Consider the following 15466-nt stretch of genomic DNA (forward strand, 5'->3'; position numbering starts at 1 on the left):
CGTCACCCTGACCGGCGGCACCCAGGTGTTCATCGCTGCCGGTTCTGCCAGCGGCACCGTCACCATCAATGCGCCGGACGACGTGTACGTCGGTGGCCAGCCTGCGATCACCAAGGCCATTACGGACATCACCGTGGCCGGTGACAAGCAGTTCGAAAACCTGGTGGCGAGCAAGACCACCGTCACCACGGCGGTGACCGATGAGCCGGCCGGCCAGGGTGACCTGGTACTGGTCAACATCGTGGCCAACCAAACCTCGGTCAATGAAGCCACGCCGCCTCTGTTCACCCTGACCTTGAACCGCGTGTTGGACAAGGACCTCACCGTCACCCTGAGCAACAACGCCACCGTTGTGTTCAAGGCCGGGGAGACCAGCAAGTCCTATGTCGCGCCAGCTCAGGGCGATGACGTGTTCAAGGACGAGGGCAAGCTGGAGATCGGCATCGCCAAAGCCGAAGTGCCGAACGCCAAGTTCGAGAACCTGGTGCTGGGCGCGCCTGCCTCGGTCAACATCACCGACACCATCAGCAAGGTGACTGCTGTGCTGGCTGTGGATAACACCACCGTCGTCGAGGGTGGCAAGATCACCTACACCGTGACGCTGGTCAGTGAAGACACCAGCCTGCCTGTGACAGGCCACGGCGGTGTGACCGTGACCCTGACCGGTGGCACGCAAGTGTTCATCGCGGCGGGTTCTGCCAGCGGTACGGTCAGCATCAATGCGCCGGACGACGTGTACGTCGGTGGGCAGCCTGCGATCACCAAGGCGATCACCGACATCAGCGTTGCTGGTGACAAGCAGTTCGAAAGCCTGGTGGGCAGCAAGACTGCCGTAACCACTACCGTGACCGACGAGCCAAGTGGCCAGGGTGACGTGACCACCGTAGGCATCAGTGGCACCACTTCGCTGACCGAAGGCGAGACGGCGCATTACACCCTGACGTTGAGCAATCCATCCCAGTCCGAAGTGACCGTCACCCTCAGCTACTCGGGCACGGCCAAGAACGGTGAGGACTTCACGGGTGTCACTACCGTGAAGATTCCGGCCAACAGCTCCGGCGTGACCTTCGATGTGCCGACGATCGACGACAAATTGGTCGAAGGCACCGAGAACTTCACGGTCAAGATCGAAAGCGCCACCGGTGGCAACTTCGAGAACTTGCAGGTAAACGGCAGCAAAGGCAGCGTCACCACCGCCATCCTCGACAACGACAACCTGCCGGTTTCCCCAGGCGGTGCCGTGTATGGCGTGGAAGACACCGACTACGTATTCGCCTGGGGGGACTTCAAGGTCACCGACCCGGATGGCAACACCGGTCTGGCCGTGACCATCACCTCGCTGCCGGCTGCAGGCAGCCTCAAGTACTTCAACGGCAGCAGCTGGACCAACGTTACCGTCGGCCAGGTGATCAGCCAGGCCGATATCGCCGCCAGCAAGCTGAAGTTCGTGCCGCTGCTAAACCAGTCTGGCGCTGACGGCTACGGTGGCACCGGCGTGGGCAACCAACAGGCCGACTACGCGCAGTTCAAGTACAAGCCCAACGACGGGACCAACCTGGGCACCGAGACGACCATGAAGGTCGATATCAGCCCGGTGGCCGACATGCCGACCCTGGCCATCGGCAGTGCCGATGTGGTGTCCAAAGGCCTGACCAAGGAAGTGTGGACCACCCTGAAGGACCTGGGCACCAACGGCAATGGCATCACCGGTGATGCACTCAAGACGGTCTTTGCCAACTCCGGCAGCGCCACCTCCAGCGGCACTACCACCAACGTCCAGTCCGACGGCAGCGTGAATGGGGGCAGCGGTTCGAAGACCTCCGGCCTGATCTACCTGGAAGCAGGCAAGACCTACACCTTCAGTGGTACTGCCGACGACAGCTTCCTGGTCAATATCGGTGGCAAGACCGTGGTCACGGCCACGTGGGGTGGCGGCGGCCAGGTGACGGGGTCGTTCACGCCTACGGCGACCGGCTACTACCCGATCGAGGTTTACCACGCCAACCAGTCCGGCCCGGGCAGTTATGACCTGAACATTCAGGTGGGCTCTGGCGGCGTGACGGATCTGAGCAGCGCGAACATTCGCATGTACCAGAACGTGACCGAGATGGCCAACGCTGGCCTGACCGTGTCCGACGCGCACACGGTCAATGGTCAAACCTACTACGATGGCTACAAGCTCAACGAAGGCCCAGAGAACGGTACGGTGAAACTGGTCGGTATTTCGACCGCCCTGACCGATACCGATGGTTCCGAGACGCTGAACGTCACACTGGGCGGCTTACCAAAAGGAACGGTGTTAACTGACAACGCAGGACATACAGCTACAGTCGCCGATGGGCCGATCAATGTAACAGGGTGGAAACTCAGTGGCTTGACCCTTACCCCACCTGCCTACTTCAAGGGCTCGTTTGACATCACGGTCACTTCAACGGCTACTGAAAGTCTGGGTGACTCCGCTAGTACCGTTGGCCGTATTCCGGTTACGGTTTATGGCGGCGTTTACAAAGCCAGTGTTGGTACATCGGGCAGCGACGTACTGAATGGCAGCGAAGGTCATGACATCATCGTGGCGGATGTATCTGGCCTGAACGTGGTGGCCGGAAAAAACTACAACATTGCATTCATTGTCGACAGCTCCGGCAGTATGACAGACGAATCGATTGCCGCAGCGAAGACACAGCTGGAATCTGTATTCAAGACACTCAAAGCGAGTTTGGGGGCCGACACGTCGGGAACGGTTAACCTCTTCCTGGTAGATTTCGATACTCAGGTCAACCAAAATATAGCCGTCAATCTATCGGACGCGAATGCTCTGAGCCAACTTCAAAGTGTTCTGAGCTCCATGCAGGGCGGCGACTACGGCGGCGGCACCAATTATGAAGATGCGTTTAAAACTACAGCTAACTTCTTCAAGAGCAAGATGGCGCTGGGCAATACGAACGCTGAGAATCTTACGTACTTCATTACCGATGGTAAGCCGACCTATTACCAGCGTGGCGAGCAGACTGATGCCCGACTGTGGACGAACGGCAAAATGCTGGACGAGGTTGTTAATGTTAACAACTACAAGGTTGGTGCCACGTTCAGTGAGTGGGCTGACTCGACTCACAGGGTGGACATAAACAGCGCTGGACAGGTAAAAGTTACAACTTATGGCTACAATTTCTGGGGTTCGTTTGTTGCCATGTCCACGAGCACTATCGGGACAATCCATGCCCAAGGTGATGGCACCTACGAGCTGTCCAGTTTGGGCGGCACTGGCAAGAATTCATCCTCGAATTGGAGCGATTCGGCTACAAATACAACTGATAGTTTCATGTTGCTTGGTGGCAGTTCGACCGTGCCGGGACTGAGTAAGGTTCAGGCTATTGGTTTGAATTCTGACGTCAGCCTCGCTGATCTCAAACCGTACGATACGGCGGGCAAACCGCAGACCAATATAGATCCGTCCAAACTGGCAAGCGCGATTCTTGGACATACTGAGGCGACGTTGCCTGGTGCCGATACGGTCGACGGTGGAAATGGCAACGACATCATCTTTGGTGACTTGATTACCTTGAACGGTGTTGTCAGCGAGGGCTATCAGGCCTTGCAAACGTATGTCGCCCAGAAAACAGGGGTTGATGCCAGTGCTGTCACCACTAGTAATGTTCACCAATACATCGCTGAGCACTACACCGAGTTCGATATTTCAGGGCCTAACGACGGCAACGACATCCTCTCGGGCGGCAACGGCAACGACATCCTGTTCGGTCAGGGCGGCAACGACATCCTCGATGGCGGCAAAGGCAATGACATCCTGTTGGGTGGTTCGGGCAACGACACCCTCATCGGCGGCCCGGGTAACGACATCCTGATCGGCGGCAGCGGTGCCGATACCTTCGTCTGGAAGGCCGGTGATTATGGCAATGACGTCATCAAGGACTTCAACCGCTCCGAAGGTGACCGCATCGACCTCAAGGACCTGTTGCAAGGCGAGAAAGGCAGCACCATCGACAACTACCTCAAGCTGTCGACGGTGGAGGGCACCACGACGTTGCAGGTCAGCAGCGAAGGCAAGCTCAACACCGATGGCGGGCTGGCCAATGCTGACGTCACCATCAAGCTGGAAGGCGTGAACTGGTCCAACCAGACGATCAATTCGTTGATCAGCGGTGCCGACCCGACCATCATCATCCACAACAAAGACAGCTGACGGTCCATGACCGGGGCAACCGTAACAGGTTGCTCCGGTGTGCCTTGACCTGGCGCAACTGCCTGGGCAGGCCTTCCGCCACGCACTCCCACAGCGCATACTTTCGCGCCGCACCCACGCGTGCGGCGCTTTTTGCCTATGCTGCTGTCTACCCTGAAGGAATCCATGTGACGAGGGACATCGCCATGTTCTACGTGCAACGCGACGCCGCTGGCCAGTTGCAGCGAGTGGAAGCTGCTGCGTTCGACGAATTTACCGAAATGCTTCCGGCCGACCATGCCGACATTCAGGAATGGTTTGCCGATGACGTCGTGGAAAATAGCCTCAATCAGCTCAAGCAAAGCGACTTGGACATGATCCGGGTGCTTGAAGACTTGATCGATGTCCTGACCGCCAAAGGCGTGTTCAAGATCACTGACCTGCCACCGGGCGCCCAGGCCAAACTCCTGAACCGTTCGACAGCGCGCAAAGCGCTGAGCAGCCTCAATAACCTGATAGAGGAAGAAGAAGAGGGTGGCCTGATCTGACGCCGAACTCAGGCACCGACCGAACTATGGTTATGCTTTAAAGGTATTTAAAATATAGTTCTTATGACCTTATAGTTCACTCCACTGCGTACCCGTCGACCAATCGATGCGCCGCACGACTCGAACCCACACGGGAGTCCCCCGTGCGTTTCCGATCGTCGCGCGTCATGAAGTCGCGCACTGCGTGGGAGTGAAACATGCCAGCCGCCTTGAACGCCCTGTTGCTCATCGATAGCGCGCCGTCACAACATTTTGATGTCCACCCGTTCGCCGGCGCCGTCGGCGCCGAAATCGTCGGCCTCGACCTTTCCAGGCCGCTCAATGCCCAGGACTTCGCGCGGATTCACCGTGCCCACCTCGATCATCATGTGCTGGTTTTTCGCGATCAGCGCATCACGCCTGAGCACCAGATCGCCTTCAGCCGCCGTTTTGGCGAACTGCAGATTCATGTGCTCAAGCAGTTCCTGCTTGAGGGGCATCCTGAAATCCTGATTGTTTCCAACATCATCGAGAACGGCCAAAACATCGGCCTGGGCGATGCTGGCAAATTCTGGCACTCGGACCTTTCCTATAAGGCACTGCCCAGCTTGGGCTCGATGCTACACGCCCAGGAACTCCCTGACGAAGGCGGGGACACGTTGTTCGCCGACATGCACAAGGCCTGGGACGCAGTACCCGCTGCGCTGCGCACGCTGGTAGCCGGGCGCAATGCCGCTCATTCCTACACCGCCCGCTATGCCGAAACCCGATTCGAAGGCAATTGGCGCCCTGCACTGACAGCCGAGCAACTGGCCCAGGTGCAGGAAGTGGTCCACCCCGTCGTGCGCACCCACCCTGAGACCGGGCGTCAGGCCTTGTTCGTCAGTGAAGGTTTCACCACCCGCATCGTCGGCCTGCCGGAAGACGAAAGCCGGGATGTCCTGCAACAGCTGTATGCCTTGAGCGTGCAGGATGACAACGTCTATCGCCATCAATGGGAGCCCCACGACCTGGTGTTCTGGGACAACCGCTCCCTGATCCACCTGGCTGCCGGTTGCCCTGCGCACCTGCGGCGCAAGCTCTACCGCACCACCATCCAGGGCGATGCCCCGTTCTGACGAAAAGGATTCCATCATGCGCAAATCCATCAGCCGCCTGGCGGCAAGCATCGGGCTGGGCGCAAGCCTCATCATTGGCAGCCTGACGGCCCCCGCCGCCGCCCAGGCAGAAGGCAAGATCCGCATCGCCGAACAGTTCGGGATCGTCTACCTGCTGCTCAATGTGGTGCGTGATCAGCACCTGATCGAAAAGCATGGCAAAGCGCAGGGCATCGACATCGACGTCGAGTGGGCACAGCTTTCCGGTGGCTCGGCCATCAACGACGCGTTGCTATCCGGCTCCGTGGATATCGCAGGCGCTGGCGTAGGTCCGCTGCTCACCGTCTGGGATCGCACCCGAGGGCGACAGAACGTCAAGGCTGTGGCTTCGCTGGGCAACTTCCCGTATTACCTGGTCAGTAGCAATCCGGCTGTGAAGACCATTGCGGATCTGTCCGAAAAGGACCGAATCGCAGTGCCGGCAGTGGGGGTGTCGGTGCAGTCGCGCCTGCTGCAATACGCTGCGGCGCAGCAATGGGGAGATCAGCAGTACAACCGGCTGGACAAGTACACCCTGGCTGTTCCTCATCCCGATGCTACGGCCGCCTTGCTGGCAGGCGGTACCGAACTCAACGGGCATTTCTCCAACCCGCCGTTCCAGGACCAGGCACTGGCCAACAAGAACGTGCACATCGTGCTCGACAGCTACGACCTGCTCGGACCGAATTCGCCCACGCTGCTATTCGCCACCGAAAAATTCCGCAAGGACAACCCCAAGACGTACAAAGCCTTCGTCGATGCCATTGCCGAAGCGGCCACATTCGCCCAGAACGACAAGGCGGCAGCCGCCGATACCTACATCCGGGTGACCAACGCCAAGATCGACCGCGCAAGCCTCATCAAGCTGATCGACAACCCTCGGTACGAATTTACCGTCACGCCAAAGAACACCTACAAGCTCGCCGAATTCCTCTACAGGGTCGGCGCGATCAAGCATAAGCCAGCGTCATGGAAGGATTATTTCTTCCAGGATGAACGCCCGTTGCAAGGGAGCTGAGTCATGACTGCGCCATTGCCAGGCCACACGGTCAGCACCTTGATCCACCCCGCAGCACCGCCGTTGCTGAACGTGCAGGGCCTCACCCTCGAGTACCGCACCCGGCGACGGGTGGTGCGCGCGACCCATCAGGTCAGTTTCGAGGTGGATCAGGCAGATCGCTTCGTCCTACTGGGGCCTTCGGGTTGCGGCAAGTCAACCTTGCTCAAGGCCGTGGCTGGCTTCATCGAACCCTGTGAAGGGCAGATCCTGCTTCAGGGGCAGCCCGTCAGCGGCCCGGGGCCGGACCGAATCGTGGTGTTCCAGGAGTTCGACCAGTTGCCACCTTGGAAGACGGTGAAGCACAACGTCATGTTTCCGCTGTTGGTATCGGGCCAATTGAAGCGGGCCGAGGCCGAAGACCGGGCGCTTCACTACTTGGATAAAGTCGGCCTTGCAGCTTTCGCCGATGCCTACCCGCATACGCTGTCGGGCGGTATGAAGGCGCGCGTGGCGATCGCCAGGGCCTTGGCCACGCAGCCGAAGATATTGCTGATGGACGAACCCTTTGCCGCACTCGATGCACTTACCCGGCGCAAGATGCAGGAAGAATTGCTGCTGCTCTGGGAGGAAGTGCGCTTCACCCTGCTGTTCGTCACCCACTCTATCGAGGAGGCCTTGGTCGTGGGCAACCGCATCTTGCTGCTCTCACCTCACCCCGGCCGGGTACGCGCCGAGGTGCACAGCCACCAATATGACTTGGGCAGCCTGGGTGGCAGCGATTTCCAGGCCAGTGCCCGGCACATACACCGCTTGTTGTTCGATGAAGCTGCTGGCCCCGCGCAGGTCGACGATATTGGTTTCAATGACATCCGCATTGCCTACTGATCAGGAGTTTGAGCCATGACCACAACCTCTGTGCGCCAGAAATACGAGGTGCAGCTAGAGCCCTTGCTCAGTGTGCCTGTGGAACGCGACCTGTCGTTGACTCAGCGCCTCTGGCAGCACGGCTGGCTGCGCAAGGCCGTCATCCTGGTGGTCATCGCCGTGGTCTGGGAAGCCGTCGCCCGTTACCAGAACAACGACCTGCTGCTACCGACCTTCCTCCAGACCGCTGCCGCGTTTTGGGAAGGCCTGGTCAGTGGAGAGTTGCCGGCCAAGGTCGGCGTGTCGCTGGTGATCCTGCTCAAGGGCTACCTGCTGGGCATCATCCTGGCTTTTGGTCTCACTAGCTTGGCTGTCTCGACCCAGCTTGGGCGCGACTTGCTTGGCACTTTGACCTCCATGTTCAACCCCCTGCCTGCCATCGCCCTGTTGCCATTGGCATTGCTGTGGTTCGGGCTAGGCGAAAACAGCTTGATCTTCGTCCTGGTGCATTCGGTACTCTGGGCCCTGGCGCTCAATACCTATGCAGGATTCCAGGGCGTTTCCGACACCCTGCGCATGGCCGGGCGCAACTACGGCCTCAAAGGGCTACGGCTGGTGATGCACATCCTGGTGCCGGCGGCGTTGCCCTCGATTCTGTCCGGGCTCAAGATCGGCTGGGCGTTCGCCTGGCGCACGTTGATCGCCGCGGAACTGGTCTTTGGCGCCAGCAGCGGCAAAGGTGGCCTGGGTTGGTACATCTTTCAGAACCGCAACGAACTCTATACCGACAAGGTGTTCGCAGGCCTTGCGGTGGTCATCCTGATCGGGCTGCTGGTTGAGGGGATTGTCTTCAGCACGCTGGAGCGCCTGACGGTCAAGCGTTGGGGCATGCAGCGCTGAACAGGCAGGCGCGGACGCCGGCCATTGGCCAAGGCCAGTGAGCGCTCCCCTGATCATGGCGTTTGATACTGGGCTGCGGCGTTGCTGAGAATCTTGCCGATCTCTTCGCGCAACTGCGCAGGCTGCTCGACCACCAGCTCATCCCCACGGCTCAATAGCCACCAGCGCAACGAGCTCCCATCGCTCACCGTGGCCCGCAGCCGATGCCCTTGGTCATGGGCGGTCAACTGCATGTCGCTGCTCAGTGGGGCCTCCCTGAGCTGGCGCGCCAGTGGATCGCTGATGCGTGCCACCAATTCGATGCCTTCGCCCGGTGGCGCTTGCAGCGCCTCTCCTTTGAGGTGTGCCAGCAGATCGGTGGTGCCGCGTAGCTCGTTCACCACGCCGGCCGCCCAGTGCCACCCGTAGGGGATGCTCTTGTCATTGCGCTCCAGCGGAAAGATCAGCGACAGGTCATTGAGGTCGCGCTCCACGGTGCGCTTGCTGACGGTAAAGCCCAGGTCTCGTAGCCGACAAGCCAGTTCGGAACTGGTGAGCCCTGGAGAACGGCCCGGTAGCTGGCGCAGCAGCGCCCACTGACGGCTGAGGGTGGCGCGAGTGGTGGCGAACGGCAAAAGGTAACGTCCTTGTCTAGGCTTGCCGCTCTAGGATGGCGGCACGCGAGGGGCATGGCAATTGGCCACGGACCGCTCAGATCAAGTAAGTGACGGTTGGTTGCCTGCCACCGAATCGTTCGCGACAGGTTTTGACGTCCTGTTGCGCAGAATCACGCCTCATCACAGCCGAAGGTTGAGGTTGTGCATCGTTCAATGAGGATGAACATGTCTGCTGTCGGCAATATCCATTCGCTGCTCGCCCGCCTGCTTCCGGCACAGGTGATCGTTCCTCCCGCCGTTGCCCGACGCCAGCGGCTGTTTGCAGGTGTCGGCATGCCCAGTCAACGGACGATGCTGGTCAGCCGTCTGGACGAAGCCAGTGACCTGCAAGTGGTCTACCAGGATCTGCGCCTGCAAGCCCTGCAAGGGAACGTCGCGGCGCTGAACGACCTTGGTTGGATCTGGCTCAATGGCAAGTACTGGCGTGCTGATACCGTGCTGGCCGGGCACCTGCTGCGCATGGCGGCGTTGCAGGGCAATGCCGTGGCCTGGTTCAACCTGGGGCAGCAGCACTACTTCGGCAAAGGTGTCGACCGTTCCTACACCCAGGCCGCCGAATGCTACCGCCAGGCGTTCGAGCGGGGCATGTCGCATGCGGCCGCTGCGCTGGGAGACTTGTACGAAGAAGAAGTGTGTGATGCCCGGATTCAATGGCAAGTCGATCCACAGCTTGCCTACCGATGGTTCCTGCAAGGTGCCGAGCAGGGTGAGGCACGCTGTCGCTTTGAGGTTGGCTACCGGCTGATTCACGGTCTGCATGTGCAACCGGAGCTCAAGCCGGCGTTGTACTGGCTCGAACTGGCGGCCGCTGCGGGTGTGGTGCAGGCAGCGGAAGAACTGGCCGTGCACTTCAGTCGACGCGATCAGGAGCGGTATCAGCAATGGCGCGACCGCGCCGTGCAGATGGGCAGTACCTTGGCCCTGACCATGAAGCTGGAAGACCAGGTTCAGCCCTGAAGCGTTGGTGCAGTTAGCTGCGAGCTTTGCACTGTAAACAAGATTTCATGCAGGCGCTTCGTCGCCCCCTGTTGACGGAAGGGGGAGCACCCGGCGTATATTGATAGTTAGCAAACTATGAATATATGTGGTTTTCATGTCCCTTGATCTTCTGCGTCTACAGGTCAGCAGCGGCCTGGTCGTTGCCGCTCGCCACTGGCGCCGCATCTGTCACGTGGCGCTGACCGGCTACGGCATCTCCGAAGCCTGTGCCGCGCCACTGCTGATGATCGTGCGCCTGGGCGATGGCGTGCACCAGGTGGCCGTCGCCCAGGCGGCTGGGCTGGAAAGCCCGTCCCTGGTGCGCTTGCTCGACCAGCTGTGCAAGGCCGGGTTGGTGTTGCGTAGCGAGGATCCACTGGACAGGCGCGCCAAGGCCCTGAGCCTCACAGTTGAAGGGCGCGCGCTGGCCGAGGCCATCGAGGCGGAGCTGGTAAGGGTGCGGGGTGATGTGCTGAGTCGTCTCGATCCAGAGGACCTGCAGGCCACCCTGCGTGTACTGCGCGCATTCGAAGCAGCCGGGCTGGGCAGCACGGGCGGGGTCGCATGAACGGCTTCTTCAGCTCGGTACCTCCGGCTCGCGATTGGTTCTACGGCGTGCGCACCTTCGCCGCCTCGATGATCGCGCTGTATATCGCCCTGCTCATGCAGTTGCCGCGTCCGTACTGGGCCATGGCGACCGTCTACATCGTTTCCAGCCCCTTCCTGGGGCCTACCAGCTCCAAAGCGTTGTACCGCGCCCTGGGTACCTTGCTGGGTGCCGCTGGGGCAGTGCTGTTGGTGCCGCCCCTGGTGCAGTCGCCGCTGCTGCTGAGCATCGCCGTGGCCCTGTGGACGGGGACGTTGCTGTTCCTTTCTCTGAACGTGCGTACGGCCAACAACTACGTGTTCATGCTGGCCGGGTATACCTTGCCGATGATCGCCCTGGCAGTGGTCGACAACCCGTTGGCCGTGTTCGACGTGGCTTCCTCGCGGGCTCAGGAAATTTGCCTGGGGATCGTCTGCGCAGCCGTGGTCGGGGCCATTTTCTGGCCGCGGCGGCTGGCGCCCGTGGTAGTGGGGGCAACCGGTAACTGGTTCAACGAGGCCATTCGCTATAGCGACAGCTATCTGGTCCGGCAGCAGAGCACGGTCGATGTCGGTGGTATGCGCGGGGCGATGGTGGCGACCTTCAACTCACTGGAGTTGATGATCGGCCAGCTCGGCCATGAAGGGACCGGCCCTCATACCTTGAAAAACGCCCGTGAGCTGCGTGGGCGCATGATTCACCTACTGCCGGTCATTGATGCGCTGGACGACGCATTGACGGCCTTGCAAGGGCGCGCTGCGCAGCAATTCGAACAGATCCTACCTGTGCTCGATGCAGCCCGTGAATGGCTCAAGGGCACGGCAGAAAGCCCTTCTGTCCAGCAGTGGGCAGCCTTGCACCAAAGGATCGACGAGCTGCGGCCGGATGCGGCTGCACTGGACCAGCGTGCCGAGCTGTTGCTGTCCAACGCGCTCTACCGGCTCACCGAATGGGTAGATCTGTGGCAGGACTGCTGTACCTTGCAGCATGCCCTGCGCACCGATGACGCCACACCCTGGCGCGCCGTTTACCGCCACTGGCGCCTGGCGCGCTTGCGGCCATTCTTCGACCGGGGCCTGATGCTCTACTCGGTCACCTCCACCGTCCTGGCCATCATCGTTGCCTGCGGCCTGTGGATCGGCCTGGGCTGGAATGACGGCGCCAGTGCGGTGATCCTGGCGGCTGTGTCATGCAGCTTCTTCGCCGCGATGGACGACCCGGCCCCACAGATCTACCGCTTCTTCTTCTGGACCCTGCTGTCGGTCATTTTCTCGAGCCTGTACCTGTTCCTCGTGCTGCCCAACCTGCATGACTTCCCGATGCTGGTACTGGCCTTCGCCGTGCCTTTCATCTGCATCGGCACGTTGACGGTACAGCCGCGCTTCTACCTGGGGACACTGTTGACCATCGTCAACACCTCGACCTTCATCAGCATCCAGGGTGCCTACGACGCCGATTTCTTCACCTTCCTCAATTCCAACCTCGCCGGCCCGGTTGGCCTGCTCTTCGCGTTCATCTGGACCTTGGTCATGCGCCCCTTTGGTGTGGAGCTGGCTGCCAAGCGCATGACTCGTTTCGCCTGGCGCGACATCGTCGAGGTGACCGAGTACGCGACCTTGGCCGAGCATCGCAAGGTGGGTGTAAAAATGCTCGATCGCTTGATGCAGCATTTGCCGCGTCTGTCGCAAACCGGCCAGGACAGCAGCGTGGCGCTGCGGGACTTGCGTGTGGGGCTGAACCTGCTCGACTTGCTGGCGTACATGCCGCGCGCCGGTCAGGTTGCCCGTGAGCGACTGGCCCTGGTGATCGCTGAAGTGGGTGCCCATTACGCGGCCTGCCTGCGCGCCGGTGAGCGGCTGCACGCGCCACCTGCCCTCTTGCGCAACATGGAAAGGGCCCGACTGGCGCTCAGTCTCGATGAACCCTGCGAACGCCTCGACGCCCGCCCGCATTTGTTGCATGCACTGGCTGGCCTGCGCCTGGCACTGCTGCCGGGTGTCGAGGTCATGCTCGAGTCTGCTGAACAACTGCAACTGCCGTCTGGCCTGGATGGAGCGCCCCTGTGATCGGTGAACTGGATATCAGTGGGGTATTCCTGCCCACGCTGCTGGTAATGATGATTGGAACCTACCTGCTGTTTCTGGGTGTCCACGCCGTACTGGTGCGTGTGCACTTCTATCGCCTGGTCTGGCACCGGGCATTGTTCAACGTTGCCCTCTACGCCGTGCTGCTCGGTGCGGTGGACCATTTCTGTCGAAGCCTGATGCTGCCATGAAAAAACCTTTGCTGACCCTGGGCCGTGTGGTCCTTACCCTGTTGGTAGTGACATTTGCCGCCGTACTCGTCTGGCAGATGGTTGTGTACTACCTGTTCGCACCCTGGACGCGCGATGGCCACATTCGCGCCGATGTGATCCAGATCGCCCCGGACGTGTCCGGGTTGATCCAGAAGGTCGAGGTGCGCGACAACCAGACCGTCAAGCGCGGCGATGTGCTGTTCACCATCGACCAGGACCGTTTCAGCCTGGCGCTGCGTCAGGCCAAGGCCACGCTCGGCGAGCGCCAGGAAACCTTGGCCCAGGCCTCGCGGGAGGTGAACCGTAATCGCAAGTTGGGCAATCTGGTGGCGGCCGAACAGCTCGAAGAAAGCCAGTCGCGCCAAGCGCGCGCCCGCTCGGCGGTCAGCGAGGCGCAGGTGGCTGTCGACAGTGCCCAGTTGAACCTTGATCGCTCGGTGGTGCGCAGTCCCGTGGACGGTTACCTCAACGATCGCGCGCCGCGCAACCATGAGTTCGTAACCGCGGGGCGACCGGTGCTGTCGGTGGTCGACAGTGCCTCTTATCACGTCGATGGCTACTTCGAGGAAACCAAGCTGGGGGGCATTCACATCGGGGACGTGGTGGATATTCGTGTGATGGGCGACAACACCCGCCTGCGCGGGCATGTGGAAAGCTTTGCAGCCGGCATCGAGGACCGCGACCGCAGCAGCGGCACCAACCTGCTGCCCAACGTCAACCCTGCCTTCAGCTGGGTGCGGCTGGCCCAGCGGATTCCGGTGCGGATCGCCTTTGACGAAGTCCCGCAGGACTTCCGCATGATTGCCGGGCGAACCGCCACTGTCTCGATCGTCGAGGGCCAGCACCCATGAAACGGCTGATGCTCGCAGGGCTATGCCTGTCGCTTGGCGCGTGCATGACGGTCGGGCCAGACTACGAGCTGCCCAAAGAGGCGGCAATACAGCGCACTGACCTCAACGGCCCCCTGCGCCAGGATGCCGACAGCGTAGTGTCGGCACCGGTGCCGGAGGATTGGTGGCAGCTGTATCACGACCCGCGGTTGAACGCGCTGGTGCGCCAGGCCTTGAGTGCCAATACCGAACTGCGCGTTGCGGCAGCGAACATCGCCAAGGCCCGCGCGCAGGTCGACATCGCTGAGTCTCAAGGGGGCTTCGACGGTGGAGTGAAGCTAGGCGCCCAGCGCCTGCAGGAGTCTGGCGAGGCTTTCTTGCAGCCCGAAAAGGTGCCTGTGGCCAACATCGGCGAGGCGATCATCAGCGCGTCATACCAGTTCGACCTGTGGGGCACCTTCAAGCGCGGCACAGAGGCCGCCAAAGCCAGTGCCGATGCAGTCCAAGCCGCAGCGGACACGGCGCGGATCACGCTGGTGGCAGATGTGGTCAAGGCCTATACCCAGGTATGCTCGGCCAACGAGGAATACCACATTGCCCGTGAGTCGCTCGATTTACAGGCGCAAAGCGTCAAGCTCAGCCAGCGCCTGCGCGATGCGGGGCGTGGCGATGAAACCCAGGTGACGCGGTCGCAAACCCAGTTCAAGTCGTTGGGCGCCGAGCTGCCGCGATTCAAGGCCGAACGTGAGACAGGCCTGTATACCCTGGCCGCATTGCTGGCGGTCCCCGTGCAGAAGTTGCCAGCAGGCGTTGCCGATTGTGCCGAACTGCCGCAGCTGACTCAGCTAGTGCCAGTGGGCGATGGCGCCGCGTTGCTCAAGCGTCGCCCCGACGTACGTCAGGCAGAGCGACAACTGGCTGCTGCTACCGCCAATATCGGTGTGGCGACCGGCGCGCTTTATCCACAGATCAGCATCGGCGCGCAGGTCGGGACCATCGGCATCCTGGACAATTTGGGCGAGCCTTCGACCAACCGTTGGGGCTTCGGCCCGCAGGTCAGCTGGAGTATCCCCACCAATGGCACGCGGGCCCGCATTCGCATGGCCGAAGCGTCCACCCAGGCAGCCTTGGCGAATTTCGATGGCGTAGTGCTCAATGCCATACGCGAAACCCAGACGCGGCTGGCCCAATACAGCGCATTGCTGGACCGCCGCGATGCACTGGCCGAGGCAGAGAAGTCAGCTCGGGAAGCGGCCGACCAGACGCACCAGTATTATCAGGCTGGGCGGGAGTCGTTCCTGGCGGACTTGCAGGCGACACGAACTTATACCGACATGCGTGCGCAGTTGGCGGCTGCGAACAGCCAGGTTGCAATGGGGCAGGTTGGCGTGTTCCTGGCGCTTGGAGGCGGTTGGAAGCGTCCCGTCGAGTACTGATGGGAAAATAGGGTCTGTGTGAAAAGTCTTGAGAAGAGCGTCAGGTGAGGCGAGCGCAGCCGAGGTGGCGGGCTTACGGC

At 61.0% G+C, this 15466-nt stretch carries 13 protein-coding genes; 12 read left to right on the forward strand and 1 reads right to left on the reverse strand.

The genetic code is table 11. The features are described 5' to 3' along the window. The 6 genes from B2Y33_RS20625 to B2Y33_RS20650 form a co-directional block, all read left to right on the forward strand. Positions 1-4198, forward strand: a 4198-nt coding sequence (locus B2Y33_RS20625; RefSeq protein WP_349681385.1) for an immunoglobulin-like domain-containing protein, incomplete at its 5' end; no start/stop codon positions are given. Between the two features lie 185 nt (positions 4199-4383). Further along, a complete protein-coding gene (locus B2Y33_RS20630; protein WP_023535786.1) occupies positions 4384-4725 on the forward strand; it encodes a hypothetical protein in 342 nt (113 codons plus the stop codon). Positions 4726-4922: 197 nt separating this feature from the next. Next, the gene (locus B2Y33_RS20635; protein ID WP_033694973.1) at positions 4923-5822 is read left to right on the forward strand and encodes a TauD/TfdA dioxygenase family protein; all 900 of its coding nucleotides are present in this window, start codon (positions 4923-4925) and stop codon (positions 5820-5822) included. Between the two features lie 16 nt (positions 5823-5838). Then, a complete protein-coding gene (locus tag B2Y33_RS20640) occupies positions 5839-6858 on the forward strand; it encodes an ABC transporter substrate-binding protein (RefSeq protein ID WP_027914182.1) in 1020 nt (339 codons plus the stop codon). A gap of 3 nt (positions 6859-6861) precedes the next feature. Next, complete coding sequence (locus tag B2Y33_RS20645; protein WP_027914181.1) at positions 6862-7725, forward strand: ABC transporter ATP-binding protein; 864 nt, start codon at positions 6862-6864, stop codon at positions 7723-7725. 15 nt (positions 7726-7740) lie between these two features. Further along, a complete protein-coding gene (locus tag B2Y33_RS20650; RefSeq protein ID WP_027914180.1) occupies positions 7741-8604 on the forward strand; it encodes an ABC transporter permease in 864 nt (287 codons plus the stop codon). Between the two features lie 53 nt (positions 8605-8657). Here the strand turns inward: B2Y33_RS20650 and B2Y33_RS20655 are convergent, their stop codons facing one another. Beyond that, on the reverse strand, positions 8658-9218 hold the full coding sequence (locus tag B2Y33_RS20655) for a WYL domain-containing protein (protein ID WP_027914179.1): 561 nt from the start codon (positions 9216-9218) through the stop codon (positions 8658-8660). A gap of 207 nt (positions 9219-9425) precedes the next feature. Here B2Y33_RS20655 and B2Y33_RS20660 point away from each other — a divergent pair, with 207 nt between their 5' ends. The 6 genes from B2Y33_RS20660 (at position 9426) to B2Y33_RS20685 (ending at position 15386) form a co-directional block, all read left to right on the forward strand. Beyond that, entirely contained in the window at positions 9426-10217 is a 792-nt protein-coding gene (locus B2Y33_RS20660; protein ID WP_206405249.1) for a tetratricopeptide repeat protein, read from the forward strand. Between the two features lie 136 nt (positions 10218-10353). Further along, the gene (locus tag B2Y33_RS20665) at positions 10354-10806 is read left to right on the forward strand and encodes a MarR family winged helix-turn-helix transcriptional regulator (RefSeq protein WP_027914177.1); all 453 of its coding nucleotides are present in this window, start codon (positions 10354-10356) and stop codon (positions 10804-10806) included. Continuing rightward, positions 10803-12890, forward strand: coding sequence for an FUSC family protein (locus tag B2Y33_RS20670; protein WP_206405248.1), 2088 nt, complete (start codon positions 10803-10805; stop codon positions 12888-12890). The genes B2Y33_RS20665 and B2Y33_RS20670 overlap by 4 nt, the downstream gene beginning before the upstream one ends. Beyond that, the gene (locus B2Y33_RS20675) at positions 12887-13099 is read left to right on the forward strand and encodes a DUF1656 domain-containing protein (protein WP_023535833.1); all 213 of its coding nucleotides are present in this window, start codon (positions 12887-12889) and stop codon (positions 13097-13099) included. Before B2Y33_RS20670 ends, B2Y33_RS20675 begins: the two co-directional genes overlap by 4 nt. Then, on the forward strand, positions 13096-13971 hold the full coding sequence (locus B2Y33_RS20680; protein ID WP_027914175.1) for an HlyD family secretion protein: 876 nt from the start codon (positions 13096-13098) through the stop codon (positions 13969-13971). The genes B2Y33_RS20675 and B2Y33_RS20680 overlap by 4 nt, the downstream gene beginning before the upstream one ends. Continuing rightward, positions 13968-15386, forward strand: coding sequence for an efflux transporter outer membrane subunit (locus B2Y33_RS20685; protein WP_206405247.1), 1419 nt, complete (start codon positions 13968-13970; stop codon positions 15384-15386). Before B2Y33_RS20680 ends, B2Y33_RS20685 begins: the two co-directional genes overlap by 4 nt. The last annotated feature ends 80 nt before the right edge of the window (positions 15387-15466 follow it).

It is taken from the genome of Pseudomonas sp. UBA5666, from assembly GCF_002420785.1.
GTDB lineage: Bacteria > Pseudomonadota > Gammaproteobacteria > Pseudomonadales > Pseudomonadaceae > Aquipseudomonas > Aquipseudomonas fulva.

Excerpts from the sequence above, each read along its gene's own strand:
- B2Y33_RS20630 (WP_023535786.1), top strand. The coding sequence starts at position 4,384 with ATGTTCTACGTGCAACGCGACGCCGCTGGCCAGTTGCAGCGAGTGGAA.
- B2Y33_RS20635 (WP_033694973.1), top strand. The coding sequence starts at position 4,923 with ATGCCAGCCGCCTTGAACGCCCTGTTGCTCATCGATAGCGCGCCGTCA.
- B2Y33_RS20640 (WP_027914182.1), top strand. The coding sequence starts at position 5,839 with ATGCGCAAATCCATCAGCCGCCTGGCGGCAAGCATCGGGCTGGGCGCA.
- B2Y33_RS20645 (WP_027914181.1), top strand. The coding sequence starts at position 6,862 with ATGACTGCGCCATTGCCAGGCCACACGGTCAGCACCTTGATCCACCCC.
- B2Y33_RS20650 (WP_027914180.1), top strand. The coding sequence starts at position 7,741 with ATGACCACAACCTCTGTGCGCCAGAAATACGAGGTGCAGCTAGAGCCC.
- B2Y33_RS20660 (WP_206405249.1), top strand. The coding sequence starts at position 9,426 with ATGTCTGCTGTCGGCAATATCCATTCGCTGCTCGCCCGCCTGCTTCCG.
- B2Y33_RS20665 (WP_027914177.1), top strand. The coding sequence starts at position 10,354 with ATGTCCCTTGATCTTCTGCGTCTACAGGTCAGCAGCGGCCTGGTCGTT.
- B2Y33_RS20670 (WP_206405248.1), top strand. The coding sequence starts at position 10,803 with ATGAACGGCTTCTTCAGCTCGGTACCTCCGGCTCGCGATTGGTTCTAC.
- B2Y33_RS20680 (WP_027914175.1), top strand. The coding sequence starts at position 13,096 with ATGAAAAAACCTTTGCTGACCCTGGGCCGTGTGGTCCTTACCCTGTTG.
- B2Y33_RS20685 (WP_206405247.1), top strand. The coding sequence starts at position 13,968 with ATGAAACGGCTGATGCTCGCAGGGCTATGCCTGTCGCTTGGCGCGTGC.